General features: G+C 63.0%; 9 protein-coding genes. 1 reads left to right on the forward strand and 8 read right to left on the reverse strand.

Features of this window, described 5'->3' with window-relative positions; genetic code table 11:
- The first annotated feature begins 91 nt into the window (after positions 1-91).
- The gene (locus tag RX328_RS20060) at positions 92-490 is read left to right on the forward strand and encodes a response regulator (protein WP_213245912.1); all 399 of its coding nucleotides are present in this window, start codon (positions 92-94) and stop codon (positions 488-490) included.
- Between the two features lie 55 nt (positions 491-545).
- Here the strand turns inward: RX328_RS20060 and RX328_RS20065 are convergent, their stop codons facing one another.
- The 8 genes from RX328_RS20065 to RX328_RS20100 all read right to left on the reverse strand — a co-directional run bounded on the left by RX328_RS20065 (position 546) and on the right by RX328_RS20100 (position 14,211).
- Complete coding sequence (locus tag RX328_RS20065) at positions 546-2,039, reverse strand: HWE histidine kinase domain-containing protein (protein WP_213246329.1); 1,494 nt, start codon at positions 2,037-2,039, stop codon at positions 546-548.
- Between the two features lie 16 nt (positions 2,040-2,055).
- Positions 2,056-8,259 (reverse strand): HAMP domain-containing protein, encoded by a 6,204-nt coding sequence (locus tag RX328_RS20070; RefSeq protein WP_409410718.1) that lies wholly within the window; start codon positions 8,257-8,259, stop codon positions 2,056-2,058.
- Positions 8,260-8,603: 344 nt separating this feature from the next.
- Positions 8,604-9,722: a branched-chain amino acid ABC transporter substrate-binding protein gene (locus RX328_RS20075; protein ID WP_213245908.1), complete on the reverse strand. Its 1,119-nt coding sequence runs from the start codon at positions 9,720-9,722 to the stop codon at positions 8,604-8,606.
- A 158-nt stretch (positions 9,723-9,880) separates the two neighbouring features.
- A complete protein-coding gene (locus RX328_RS20080; protein ID WP_213245906.1) occupies positions 9,881-10,618 on the reverse strand; it encodes an ABC transporter ATP-binding protein in 738 nt (245 codons plus the stop codon).
- A complete protein-coding gene (locus tag RX328_RS20085) occupies positions 10,615-11,007 on the reverse strand; it encodes an endonuclease domain-containing protein (protein ID WP_249725979.1) in 393 nt (130 codons plus the stop codon). The genes RX328_RS20080 and RX328_RS20085 overlap by 4 nt, the downstream gene beginning before the upstream one ends.
- Before the next feature lie 125 nt (positions 11,008-11,132).
- Positions 11,133-11,966: an ABC transporter ATP-binding protein gene (locus RX328_RS20090; protein WP_213245904.1), complete on the reverse strand. Its 834-nt coding sequence runs from the start codon at positions 11,964-11,966 to the stop codon at positions 11,133-11,135.
- Positions 11,963-13,282, reverse strand: coding sequence for a high-affinity branched-chain amino acid ABC transporter permease LivM (gene livM / locus RX328_RS20095; RefSeq protein ID WP_213245902.1), 1,320 nt, complete (start codon positions 13,280-13,282; stop codon positions 11,963-11,965). The genes RX328_RS20090 and livM overlap by 4 nt, the downstream gene beginning before the upstream one ends.
- Positions 13,283-13,293: 11 nt before the next feature.
- Positions 13,294-14,211, reverse strand: a complete 918-nt coding sequence (locus RX328_RS20100; protein WP_213245900.1) for an ABC transporter permease subunit — start codon at positions 14,209-14,211, stop codon at positions 13,294-13,296.
- Positions 14,212-14,455: the final 244 nt, after the last annotated feature.

The following is a 14,455-nucleotide window of genomic DNA, read 5'->3' on the forward strand; positions in this document are numbered from 1 at the left end:
CCTCTTTACCGACCGGCAGAATAATGACCGCAGGATCGCCGAAATCCACGGATTTCGTCGTAAGCTCGCCCGACCGACCCGGGAGGCTTTGATGCCCCGCGTGCTTGTTGTTGACGATCAGGCCGACGTCCGTACGATGATTTCCATCGTGCTGCGCATCCATCGTTTCGAAATCGTCGAGGCAGACAGCGCTGCATCCGCACTGAAGCTGTTCGAAGATACGAGCTTCGACCTTGCGATCGTTGACATCTTTCTGCAGGGCACCAACGGCTCCGATCTGATTGCAGCGATGCGCGCCCGCGTGCCGGGTCTGCCCGTCGTTGCGATTTCGGGCATGACCGCGCTGGACTTTCTGTCCGAAGCGCCAGAACTTTCCGACGTCATTTGTCTGCAGAAGCCGTTTCGTCCGCCGGATTTGATGTGTGCGATCGAAACGGCGATGGGACCGGCCCGGCCGCAAGGCGGTGCTGTAGCAGGGGCAGCGCTTTAGCAGACCGGCGTCTGGCAACAGCTTCCGCATGCCCGCTGGTCCGTCCAACGCCGCCTTACCGCTCGGCGCGCCGCAGGCCATTGTTATCTACAGCAGCCTCGATGAGCGAAACCGGATCGACGGCAAACTGCCGTTGCGACAACGGCACCGACAGGCGGCAAACGAGTCCTTCCGGGCGCCAGTCGAATTCCGCCCGGCCACCAAGCTGCGACTCGATGCTGGCGATGACGCTTCTGGTTCCGAACCCTCGTGACACCGGTTTCTCGACATGTGGCCCACCGGTCTCCGCCCATAGGATCTTGAGAAGGCCCGCCTGGTCTTCCCAACTCACCGACAGCCGGCCCGACAGCGCAGACAGCGCGCCGTACTTCGCCGAATTGGTGACGAGTTCGTGCAGGGCCAGTGCAACCGTCTGAGCCGTCGCCGGCTCGAGATGGATCTCCGGGCCGGACAAGTCGATCTGGTCGCCGGTGGAGTAGGGCGCCAGCTCCTCATCGATCAGTTTGCGTATTTCGGCGCCTTGCCAGCTCGAGAGCGAGAGTACGGTGTGCACACGCGCAAGCGCATTGATGCGTCCTTCGACGGAACGGACGTAGCTCTTCACATTGTCGCCGCGCGTCAATCGGACAATGGATTGCGCGAGCGCCAGCGCGTTCTTGGCGCGGTGATCGACTTCCCGCGCCAGCAGGCTTTGCCGCTCCTCGGCCTGCTTGCGTTCGGTAATGTCGACGGTGACACCGCTGACGCGGATGACGCGGCCACCCTTGTCGGTGCTTGCCGCCGCCGTTCCCGCGCACCAGCGCACCTCGCCATTCGGCCGGATGATGCGGAATTCCGCTTCATATGATTTTGCGCCCCGGGCGAAGCTGGCCCACGCCTCGTGCAATTCATGAACGTCGTCGGGGTGAATCAGCGCCTGGATGTTGGCTGGCGTCAGTTCGAACGTGGCGGGATCGACACCGAGGATCTGATACTGGCCCTCGTCCCACATGAAGTCGCCATTGACCCAGTCCCAGTCCCATGAGCCCATCTTTCCGGCCGCGATCGCCAGGCTGCGGCGCTGCTCGCTTTCCAGAAGCCTGGCGTGCGACTCCTCGAGTTCTGCGGTGCGAGCGCGAACCCGGTCCTCCAGTTCGACGTTGAGCCGTTCGAGTTGGCGCGTTTTGCGATAGAGCTCCGCGAACACCTTGATCTTGGCGCGCAACACTTCCGGCACGACAGGCACCGGAACGTAGTCGACCGCGCCCATCTCGTAGCCGCGCAGCCGGTCGATATCGCTGACCTGGATCGCGGAGATAAAGATCATCGCCGTCTTCTGGAAGCGGGGATGTTCGCGGATCATGGCGGCGAGCTCGAACCCGTCGAGTTCCGGCATGCAGACGTCGACCAGGATGATGGCAACATCGTTCTTGAGCAGGAACTCGAGCGCTTCACGCCCGGACGAGGCCTTGACCAGGTTCTCGCCGAGTTCTTTCAGGATGACCTCGTAGGCGAGCAGCTTCGCCGGCTGATCGTCAACCAGAAGAATGTTTACCTTCTCTTGATCCATCATCTGCTTACGCCGGTCAGCGGTGCAACCACATTCGGATGGCGAGCAGCAACTGCTCGGTATTGACGGGTTTGGCGAGATAGTCCGAAGCGCCGGCTTCGAGGCATTTCTCGCGGTCGCCCTTCATCGCCTTGGCGGTCAACGCAATGATCGGCAGGCGGCTGAAGGACGGATTTTCGCGGATCACGCCGATGGTTTGATATCCATCCATCTGCGGCATCATGATATCCATCAGCACGATTGCGATGTTTGGGGTAGACTCGACCAGCGCAATGGCCTCGTGGCCGGTGGTCGCGGTCAGCACCTTCATCCCGCGTCGTTCTAGAACGCTTGATAGTGCGAAAATGTTGCGGGCGTCGTCGTCAACCAGAAGCGCGGTCTTGCCAACAAGATCCTCATCGGAGCTATTGAGCTTTTCGAGCATTCTCTGCTTTTCGACGGGCAATTCCGTGATCACACGGTGCAAAAACAGCGACGTTTCGTCGAGCAGGCGTTCCGGCGACTCGACGCCTTTCACCACGATGCTTCTCGCCATGGTGTGAAGTTCCGCGTCTTCCTCGGCCGAAAGTTCCCGCCCCGTGAACACCACGACCGGCACGTTCGACAGCACTTCGTCGTTGCGAAGCCGGTCGAGCACCTCGAAGCCGCTCATGTCAGGCAATCGCAGATCGAGCACGACGCAGTCGCAGGGTTGATTCCGCAGCGTCGACAATGCATCGGCGCCAGTGTCGGCGGTGAGGATCTCGATGTCGTCGTGTCCAAGCAATTCGGTGATGCTCATCTGCTCGGCGGCATTGTCCTCCACAATAAGCAGGCGCTTGCGGCGAGGTTTAGCGTATTCCTTGATTTGCGACAGCGCCGCGCTGACGCCCTCGGTCGTGGTCGGCTTGTTGACGAAGGAAAACGCGCCGCGCGCCAGCGCATGCTGGCGGTCTTCGTCGAGCGTGATGATCTGCACCGGAATGTGCCGCGTCAGCGGATTGTGCTTGAGTTGGCTCAGCACGGTCCAGCCCAGCATGTCAGGCAGGAACACGTCGAGCGAGACCGCTGTCGGCTGGAACTGCTTGGCGAGCTCAAGGGCTTCGGCGCCGCGGCTCGCGACCAGCACCTTGAAGCCCTTGTCGCGGGCCAGATCGATCAGCACCCGCGCATAATGCGGATCGTCCTCGACGATCAGGAGGATGGTGTCTCCCGGCGCGAGGTTGAGGCGGTCGTCCGGCAATTGCTCGACGGCCCGCTCCTGCGTTGGGGTGGCTTGCAGCGCCGGCGCGGACGTGAACGGCGACGGGGCAGCGATGCGCGGCGCGATCGTGGGGCCGGAATATTTCAGCGGCAAATAGAGCACGAAGGTGCTGCCCTTGCCGGGTGCGCTGCGCAGATGGATTTCGCCGCCGAGCAGGCTCGCGAGCTCGCGGCTGATGGCAAGGCCGAGACCGGTGCCGCCGTATTTGCGGCTGGTGCCGGCGTCCGCCTGCTGGAACGCCTCGAAGATCAGTTTCTGCTTCTCCAAGGGAATGCCGATGCCGGTATCCGTCACCTCGAAGGCGACGACGGCGGGGGCGTGATTGAGGATCGGGTGTTCGGCGCTCCAGCCGCCGACGGCTGCCGATACGCTCAGCTTTACGCCACCCTCCGCGGTGAACTTGAACGCGTTCGACAGCAGGTTCTTCAGCACCTGCTGCAGCCGCTTGGAGTCGGTGACCATGCTGCGAGGAAGGTTCTCGTCGACATTGATGTTGAACGAGAGGTGGCGGTTTTCGGCCTCGTGCTTGAACGGGCGGCCGACCGTCTCCAGCAGGCTCGACGTCAGGATTTCCTCGGCATCGACCGTCACCGTGCCGGATTCGATCTTCGACAGGTCGAGAATGTCGCTGATCAGGTTGAGAAGATCGGTGCCGGCGCCGTGAATGGTGCGGGCGAACTCGACCTGCTTGGCCGACAGATTGCCGTCGGGATTTTCGGTGAGCTGCTGGCCGAGGATCAGGATGCTGTTGAGCGGCGTCCGCAGCTCGTGCGACATGTTGGCGAGGAATTCGGACTTGTACTTCGATGTCAGCGCAAGTTCCGTTGCCTTTTCCTCAAGCGCGCGCCGCGCCTGTTCGATTTCCTGGTTCTTTCGTTCCACCTCGACGTTGCGTTCGGCGAGCTGCTGGGCCTTCTGCTCGAGCTGTTCGTTGGTCTGCTGCAATTCCTTCTGCTGCGTTTGCAGTTCGCCGGCGAGCTGCTGGGATTGCTTCAACAGACCCTCGGTCTGCATCGTGGCCTCGATCGAGTTGAGCACGATGCCGATGCTGTCGGTGAGTTGCTCCAGGAAGGTCATCTGTGACGTCGTGAACGATGAGATCGAGGAAAGCTCGATCACGGCCTTCACCTGATTCTCGAACAGCACCGGAAGCACGACGATGTTCTTCGGAATCACGCGCAGCAACGCCGAATTCACCGGCGCCGTATCGCTCGGAATGTCCGATACCAGCCGCTGGCGCTTGTCCATGGCGCATTGGCCGATCAATCCTTCACCGAACTGAACGACCTGCGGATGCGGACGGGCGCCGTCGCCGGCGTAGGAGGAGAGCAGGTGCAATTGCGGGATGTCGGCGTTCTCGACCTGATAAATCACGCCCATATGCGCGTTGACGAGCGGCGCCAGTTCGGTCAGCAGCAGCCGGCCGACCGTGGAGAGTTCGCGCTGGCCCTGCAACATGTTGGTGAATCTTGCGAGGTTTGTCTTCAGCCAGTCCTGCTCGGTGTTCACCTGGGTGGTGAGCCGCAGGTTGCCGATCATCGTGTTGATGTTGTCTTTGAGTTCGGCGACTTCGCCGCGGGCGTCGACCTGGATCGAGCGGGTCAGGTCGCCCTTGGTCACGGCGGTCGCCACTTCGGCGATCGCGCGCACCTGCGAGGTCAGGTTGGCGGCGAGCAGGTTGACGTTGCCGGTGAGATCCTTCCAGGTACCGGCCGCGCCGGGCACGTTGGCCTGGCCGCCGAGGCGTCCCTCGACGCCGACTTCGCGCGCCACGCTGGTGACCTGATCGGCAAAGGTCGCAAGCGTCTCGGTCATGTTGTTGATGGTGTCGGCAAGGGCTGCGACTTCGCCCTTCGATTTCACCGTCAGGTTCTGCTTCAGGTCACCGTTGGCGACCGCGGTCACGACCTTGACGATGCCGCGGACCTGCTCGGTCAAGTTCGCCGCCATGAAGTTGACGGTATCGGTCAGGTCCTTCCAGGTGCCGGCGACGCCGGGGACCTGTGCCTGACCGCCGAGCTTGCCCTCGGTGCCGACCTCGCGCGCCACGCGCGTCACTTCGCCGGCAAAGGCGTTGAGCTGGTCGACCATCGTGTTGATGGTGTTCTTCAGTTCGAGAATTTCGCCCTTCACGTCGACGGTGATCTTGCGCGACAGGTCGCCGCGGGCGACCGCCGTGGTGACTTCGGCAATGTTGCGGACCTGCGTGGTGAGGTTGGCCGCCAAGAGGTTGACGTTGTCGGTCAGATCCTTCCAGGTGCCGCCGACGCCGGGCACCACGGCCTGGCCACCGAGCCGTCCCTCGGTGCCGACCTCGCGCGCCACGCGCGTCACTTCGGCAGCGAAGGAGCGTAGCTGCTCGACCATCGTATTGAGGGTATCCTTCAGCAGCAGGATCTCGCCGCGGACGTCCACCGTGATCTTCTTGGAGAGGTCGCCGCCGGCGATGGCGGTTGCGACCTCGGCGATGTTGCGCACCTGTGCCGTCAGGTTCGAGGCCATGAAGTTGACGTTGTCGGTCAGGTCCTTCCAGGTGCCGGCGACTTCCGGCACCTGGGCTTGGCCGCCGAGCTTGCCTTCGGTGCCAACCTCGCGCGCCACGCGCGTCACTTCCGACGCGAAGGCGTTGAGCTGGTCCACCATCGTGTTGACGGTGTTCTTCAGTTCGAGAATCTCGCCCTTGACGTCGACGGTGATCTTCTTCGACAGGTCACCCTTCGCCACCGCCGTGGTCACCTCGGCGATGTTGCGGACCTGGCCGGTAAGGTTGCCGGCCATCGAGTTGACGTTGTCGGTGAGGTCCTTCCAGGTGCCGGCGACGCCGGGCACGTTGGCCTGGCCGCCGAGCCGCCCCTCGGTGCCGACCTCGCGCGCCACGCGGGTCACTTCGCCCGCGAAGCGGTTGAGCTGGTCGACCATCGTGTTGAGCGTTTCCTTGAGCTGCAGGATTTCGCCGCGCACGTCGACCGTGATTTTTCGCGACAGGTCGCCGCCGGCAATCGCGGTCGCCACTTCTGCGATGTTGCGGACCTGGGCGGTGAGGTTGCCCGCCATCGAATTCACGCTATCGGTCAAATCCTTCCAGGTGCCGGCGACGCCGGTCACCTGGGCCTGACCGCCGAGCTTGCCGTCGGTGCCGACTTCGCGCGCCACGCGCGTCACTTCGCTCGCAAAGGCGTTGAGCTGGTCGACCATCGTGTTCAGCGTTTCCTTCAACTGAAGGATTTCGCCTGAGACGTTCACCGTGATCTTCTTCGACAGGTCGCCCTTGGCCACCGCGGTCGCAACCTCGGCGATGTTGCGGACCTGCCCGGTCAGGTTTGAGGCCATCGAGTTGACGCTGTCGGTGAGATCCTTCCAGGTGCCGGCGACGCCGCGCACCAGCGCCTGGCCGCCGAGCTTGCCCTCGGTGCCGACTTCGCGCGCCACGCGCGTCACTTCACCGGCGAAGGCGTTGAGCTGGTCCACCATCGTATTGATGGTGTCCTTCAGTTCCAAAATTTCGCCGCGCACGTCCACCGTGATCTTCTTCGACAGGTCGCCATTGGCGACCGCCGTTGTCACCTCGGCGATGTTGCGGACCTGCGCCGTCAGGTTGGAGGCCATCGAGTTGACGCTCTCGGTCAGGTCCTTCCAGGTGCCGGCGACGCCGAGCACGTTGGCCTGACCGCCAAGCCGTCCCTCGGTGCCGACCTCGCGCGCCACGCGCGTCACTTCGCCAGCAAATGCATTGAGCTGGTCGACCATGGTGTTGAGCGTTTCCTTCAACTGAAGGATTTCGCCCGAGACGTTCACGGTGATCTTCTTGGAGAGGTCGCCGCCGGCAATGGCGGTCGCGACATCGGCGATGTTGCGGACCTGCGCCGTCAGGTTGGAGGCCATGAAGTTGACGTTGTCGGTGAGGTCCTTCCAGGTGCCGGCCACACCAGGCACCTGGGCCTGACCGCCGAGCTTGCCTTCGGTGCCGACCTCGCGGGCGACGCGCGTCACTTCCGATGCGAACGAGTTGAGCTGGTCGACCATCGTGTTGATGGTGTCCTTCAACTCGAGGATTTCGCCGCGGACGTCGACCGTGATCTTGCGCGAGAGGTCGCCGCGGGCGACCGCGGTGGTGACGTTGGCGATGTTGCGGACCTGTGCGGTGAGGTTGCCGCACATCGCGTTCACGGAGTCGGTGAGGTCCTTCCAGGTGCCGGCGACGCCGGGAACAATCGCCTGGCCGCCGAGCTTGCCGTCGGTGCCGACTTCGCGCGCCACGCGCGTCACTTCGGAAGCAAAGGAGCGGAGCTGGTCCACCATCGTGTTGATGGCTTCCTTGAGCTGCAGGATCTCGCCGCGGACGTCGACAGTGATCTTCTTCGACAGGTCGCCATTGGCGACCGCAATGGTAACTTCGGCGATGTTGCGAACCTGGCCGGTGAGGTTGTTGGCCATCGAGTTGACGCTCTCGGTCAGGTCTTTCCAGACGCCGGTCACTTCCGGCACCTGGGCCTGGCCGCCGAGCTTGCCCTCGGTGCCGACCTCGCGCGCCACGCGCGTCACTTCCGAGGTGAACACGCCGAGCTGCTTGATCATCGTGTTGACGATGGTGGCAGACTGCAGAAATTCGCCGCCCAGCGGGCGGCCGTCGACGTCGAGCTTCACGGTCTGCAGCAGGTCGCCCTGTGCCACCGCAGCGACCGCGCGCGTGACTTCACGGGTCGGCCACAGCAGGTCGTCGATCAGCGTGTTGACGGATCCCTCCATGTCCGCCCACGAACCACTGGAGAGATCGAATTTGACGCGCTGGCGCGTCTTGCCTTCACGCCCCACCACCTGGCCGACATGCTCCAGTTGCTGCGCCATGCGCTGGTTGGCGGCGACGATTTCGTTGAAGGTATCGGCAATCTTGCCCTCGATGCCGAGGTGATCGCCGGTCATGCGTACCGAGAAATCGCCCGCGCGCATCGCCTGCAAAGCGTGCAAAAGATCCTGCATCGGATCGGACGTGCCGTTGGTGGGAGGTGGTTTGGATTTGGCGACCCGGCGAGCGGAGGGTGATGCTCCAGGGGAAAGATCACTCATGGTGTTTCCTTGGCCAGTTCGCGCAAATCATTTCGGCTGAAATGCGATTTCACAAATAGACCGCTGCCCCCGCGGCAGATCAAGCTGGAATAACGGTTAAGGTCGTGAAATCAATGACATGGAACTCAGCCCGGTTTGCTCAATGCGCCGGGAACCCAATTGTTCCAACGGGTTAAAAATTTTTTGGAACCCGAAATGAAAACGCCCCGGCGAGCCGGGGCGTTCGATGTTCTGATCGGCGCTGATCGTCGAAGTGATCAGGACCCCTTCGGATTGATTTCGGTGTAGTTGCCCTTGGCGTCCCACTTGTAGACGACGTAGTCGATCACCTTGATGTCCCCCTTAGCATCGAAGCCCAGCTTGCCCAGCACGGTGTCCCATTCGCCGGCCTTGATGGTTTCCATGACCTTTTTCGGCTCGGTGGTTTTCGCTTTCGCCACCGCCTGCGTCCACACCTGCATCGCCGCGTAGGTGTAGAGGGTGTAGCCTTCGGGATCGATGTTCTTGGCCTTGAACTTCTCGACGATCGCCTTGGCGGTCGGCTTGTTGCGCGGATCGGGACCGAAGGTGAACAGCGTGCCTTCCGCCGCCGGACCGGCGATCGAGGCGAACTCCTTGTCATTCAACGCGTCGCCCGCCATCAATACCGTCTTCAGGCCCTGGTCGCGCATCTGGCGCAGGATGAGGCCGGATTCCTGGTGGTAACCGCCAACAAAGACCAGATCGATATTGTCGCGCTTCAGGCGCGACACGATCGCGTTAAAGTCCTTGTCGCCCTTGTTGTAGGATTCGAACATCTTCTCGGTGATGCCGGCCTTGTTGAGCGCCTTCTTGGTTTCGTCGGCGAGACCCTTGCCGTAAGTGGTCTTGTCGTTGAGGATGGCGACGTTCTTGCCCTTGTAGTTCTTGACGATGTAGTCGGCGGCAACCAGGCCCTGCTGGTCGTCGCGGCCGCAGACGCGCGCCACGTTCCACAGCTTGCGCTCGGTGAACAGCGGGTTGGTCGAGGCCGGCGTAATCTGCAGCACGTTGCCGTCGGCATAGGCTTCCGACGCCGGGATCGACGACGACGAGCAGAAGTGACCGGCAACAAACGGGATCTTGGCGCTGGCGAACTTTTCCGCGATCGAGCGCGCCTGCTTGGGATCGCAGGCATCGTCGCCGACCTGCAGCGCCAGCTTCTTGCCGAGCACGCCGCCGGCGGCGTTGATGTCGGCCACGAATTGCTCGGCGCCGTTCTTCATCTGCCGGCCGAATGCGGATTCGCCGCCCGTCATCGGGCCCGCCACTGCGATGGAGATGTCCTGCGCCAGTGCCGTCGTCGATAGCGCCAGCGATGCGCCCAATGCCAGGCCGATGAGTTTCAGTGATTTCATGAGATATCCTCGCAGTCAGTCGATTTCGGGAAACACCCGGCAGGCCGGGTACGAAAATCCCGCCCATTGTCGGCTGATTTTACGGCGAAGTCATCGGCAATTTTCAGGCAAATCCACGGTCCGTTCGCCGCATCTTGCCGCAGCGCGCGCCCGGGAGCCTATCCGCCGCTACGGCCGCCTTCCAGATAGGCGGCGCGGATTTCCGGGCGCTGCAGCAATTCGCTGCCGGTTCCGGAGAGCGTGATCAGGCCATTGACCATGACATAGCCGCGATGGGCCAGTTTCAGCGCGTGGTTGGCGTTCTGCTCGACGATCAGCACGGTCAGGCCGTCCTGCCGGTTCAGGGTCCGGATTGCATCGAAAATCTGCCGCGCGATCAGGGGGGCCAGCCCCAGCGACGGCTCATCCAGCATCAACAGGCGCGGCCGGCTCATCAGGGCCCGGCCGATCGCCAGCATCTGCTGCTCGCCGCCGGACAGCGTGCCGCCGCGCTGGGTCATGCGTTCCTTCAGCCGCGGGAACAGCGCGAAGACGCGTTCCAGGCTGATCGCCCGGTCGGCCTCGTTTGAGTCGGTGGCGTCGGCGCCCATCTGCAGGTTTTCCGCCACGCTCATGCGCGGGAAAATCCGGCGGCCCTCGGGCGATTGGGCAATCCGCAGCCGCGCAATCTCATGCGTCGGCACGCCGGTAATATCCCGGCCGTCGAATTCGATTCGGCCCGCGCGGGCACGGGGCCTGCCGAAGATCGTCATCATCAGCGTCGACTTGCCGGCACCGTTGGCACCGATCAGGGCGACGATCTCGCCTGCGTTGATGTCGAGGTCGACGCCTTTCAGCGCCTCGATCTTACCATAGGCCGCCCGCAGCGAGCGGATCGCGAGCAGGGGGTGAGTCATGACTCGCCCTCATTCTCATGTGGCGCGAGCGTATCCGTTCTCCCTCCCCCTGAAAGGGGGAGGGTTGGGGTGGGGGTTGCCACCGCTTGCGCAAGCCTCTCAGTGTGCCCGAGCAGGTCGCTGGGCACGCCCTCCAAATTCGACAGCACGTCATTGTTCCAGTAGCGAACGACGGTAATGCCTTTCTCGGCAAGCCACTGTGTTCGACGATCGTCGGCTTGCTTACGCTGTTCTGCGTGTTGTCCGCCGTCCACTTCGACAGCGAGACGGAGCCGGGAGCAATAGAAGTCGACTGTGTATGGCCCGATCGGATGCTGCTTTCTGAATGAAAGGCCATTTAGTTGGTCACGGCGCAGCGCACGCCACAGCCGCAATTCAGCATCCGTCATGTTTGCGCGGAGAGATCGCGCCCTAGCGGTCATATCTTTCGTGCGGGAAAAGCGTGACCCCCACCCGCCCGCTTCGCGGTCGACCTCCCCCTTGCAGGGGGAGGTTGGTTTTTCGCGTGACACGCTCACGTCCCGCTCTCCATCACCGCGATGGCTTCCTCCTCGTCGGCGCCGAGATAGGCCGCGATCACTTTGGGATCGTCGCGGATCTCTTTCGGCGTGCCCTCGGCAATCTTCAACCCGTGGTCCATCACCACGACGTGGTCGGAGATTTCCATCACCACGCTCATGTCGTGCTCGATGAGCAGGATCGAAGTGCCCTGGTCGGCGCGGATCGAAAGCAGCAATTCGCTCAATGCAGCGCTTTCGCGCGCATTCAACCCCGCCGCCGGCTCGTCGAGGCAGAGCAGGGCGGGCTGGGTGCACATCGCGCGCGCGATTTCCAGACGCCGCTGGTCGCCATAAGGCAGGTTGCCGGCGGCATCGTCGGCTCGGGCGAGCAATCCGATGCGGTCGAGCCAGATCCGCGCCAGATCGATCGCGGCCTGTTCGGCGTGGCGCCAGGACGGCGCCCCGATCAGGCCAAGGAACGTCAACCCGGAGGCGCGCATCAGCGCGTTGTGCTGTGCGACCATCAGGTTTTCCAGCGCCGTCATCCCGGGAAACAGGCGGATGTTCTGAAAGGTGCGCGCGACCTTGGCCAGTTTGGCGATCCGGAAATCGTTCAGCCGCTCGAGCCGGATGGCGGGGCCGTCATCACGGGTGAGCCGGAGGGTGCCCGAGGTTGGCTTGTAGAAGCCGGTGATGCAGTTGAACACCGTGGTCTTGCCGGCACCGTTCGGTCCGATCAGCGCGGTGATCTTGCGCCGCTCGGCATCGAAGGAGAGATCATTGACGGCGACGATGCCGCCGAAGCGCATCGACAGGCGATCAACGGAGAGAATCGGATCGCCGCTCATCCGTGTCCCTCCTTGACGAGGTCGGACGAAATCGCCTGGCTGTGCTTGAGAAACACGGTTGGCGCGCGATGGCCGACCAGCCCGCGCGGTCGCCAGATCATCAACAGCACCATCGCCATGCCGAACACCAGCATGCGGTATTGGTCGAGCCCGCGAAACAGCTCGAAGCCGCCAATCATGGCCAGCGCAGCCAGCGCCACGCCGAGCTGCGACCCCATGCCGCCCAGCACCACGATCGCCAGCACCAGCGCCGATTCGTGGAAGGTGAAGGATTCCGGGCTGATGAAGCCCTGCCTGGTCGCGAAGAACGCGCCGGCGAGACCGCCGAATAACGCGCCGGTTGCAAATGCCGTCAGCTTGGTCGTGGTGGTGTTGATGCCAAGCGCGCGACAGGCGACTTCGTCCTCGCGCAACGCTTCCCAGGCGCGGCCGATCGGCAGGCGGCGCAGGCGGATCGTGACCCAGTTGGTCAGCAGGGCCAGCGCCAGGATAATGTAGAATAGAAACACGATGCGGTGCGTCGGCGAGAACTCGATGCCGAGCAGGGCCGCAAGCCCATCGTCGGCGGGCGTCAGCGGAATGCCGAACAGGGTCGGCCGCGGAATACCGGTAACACCGTTTGGCCCGCCGGTTACGCTCTGCCAGTTGATGAGGACGAGGCGGATGATCTCGCCGAAGGCCAGCGTGACGATGGCGAGATAATCGCCGCGCAGCCGCAGCACAGGAAAGCCGAGCAGCACGCCCCAGAACGCGGCGAGAATGCCGGCGAGCGGCAGGCAGATCCAGAACGACAGCCCGAAATTGGTGGCGAGCAGCGCGTAGGAATAGGCGCCCACCGCATAGAACGCGACATAGCCGAGGTCGAGCAGGCCGGCGAGGCCGACCACCACGTTCAGTCCCCATCCGAGCATCACGTAGGTGAGCACGAGGATGGCGAGGTCGAGAATGTAGCGCTCATTATAGAAGAGGACCGGCACCAGGAACGTGAACACCAGCAGCACCGGCGCGACCAGGCGTCCGGCGAGCGACAGCGCGCTTTGTACCGAAGGTGGCACCACCCTGACGGTGTCGACCGGTCCCCACCATTGCCGCAGCAACTCGACGAGGATGCTGCCGCCGAACACGGCCGCGACCATGATGGCGAGGTCGTCGAAGCGCGTCCAATAGACCAATTGCCCTTGCGGACCGGCCTCGGTGCGCACACCGATCATCAGCGAAAACAGCACCAGCGCCACGAACGCGCTGATCAGCGCTTTCTTGAGGATGAAGGCGGCGCCCGGAGCGCGCGAGGTTTGGGCGGCGGGGGGTGCGCTCACGCTGCCGCCCGTCAGACTTTTTCGACTTCGGGCCGGCCGAGCAGGCCGGTCGGAAGGAAGATCAGAACTACGATCAGGATCGAGAACGCGGCGACGTCCTTGTATTCGACCGAGAAATAGGCCGACCACAGCGTCTCGATCAGGCCGATCAGGAGACCGCCGAGCATCGCCCCGGGCAGCGAGCCGATGCCGCCGAGCACGGCCGCGGTGAACGCCTTGATGCCGGCGACGAAGCCCATGAAGAAATCGACCAGCCCGTAATAGAGTAGGTACATCATGCCGGCGACGGCGGCGAGAGCTGCGCCAATCACGAAGGTCATGGAAATGGTGCGGTCGACGTCGACGCCGAGCAGGGAGGCCATGGTCTGGTCCTGTTCGCAGGCCCGCATGTCGCGGCCGAGCCGCGTGCTCGACACCAGCCAGGTGAACAGCGCCAGCAGCACGATCGTGGTGATGACGACGATGATCTGGATGTTGGAAAGCTGCACGATAAAGCCTTCAGAACCCTCATGCAGCGTATAGCCGCCGGTGATGATCGGCGGCACCGGCTTGACCCGGGCGCCCTGGGCGACCTGCGAATAATTGGTCAGCACGAATGACATGCCGATGGCGGAAAGCATCGGCGCCAGGCGGAACGAGTGCCGCAGCGGCCGGTAGGCGATACGCTCGACCGCCCAGCCATAGAGCGCAGTGATCGCCATCGAGACCAGCAGCACGACCAAGAGGATGAGCGGGATGGCGGTCAGCCCGAACGAGACCAGGATCAGGAAGGTGATCAGGGCGATGAAGCCGCCGATCATGAAAATATCGCCATGGGCGAAATTGATCATGCCGACGATGCCGTAGACCATCGTGTAGCCGATCGCGATCAGACCGTAGATCGAGCCGAGCACGAGGCCGTTGATCAGTTGCTGGGCGAAATAATCCATGCGCTGCCGTTTGTTGCATCAGGACGCGGAGAGAGCTCCGGCAGCCCATGACGACGCGTCGTGTCATTTTCTAACAGTGGGAACTGGGGGCGGCAACAGCGCCGGCTGCGGCTTATTTGGCTTGTACAGAGCTAGTTTTTGCGCAGCGGTTCCGACGCCACAGTCCTGACACGGCATTGCCTTCCGATGATCCCACCGGAACCGCTGTTCCGCTGCAACCGACGCCGTGGCTCTCCGTTACTTC

Source organism: Bradyrhizobium sp. sBnM-33, from assembly GCF_032917945.1.
Taxonomy (GTDB): domain Bacteria; phylum Pseudomonadota; class Alphaproteobacteria; order Rhizobiales; family Xanthobacteraceae; genus Bradyrhizobium.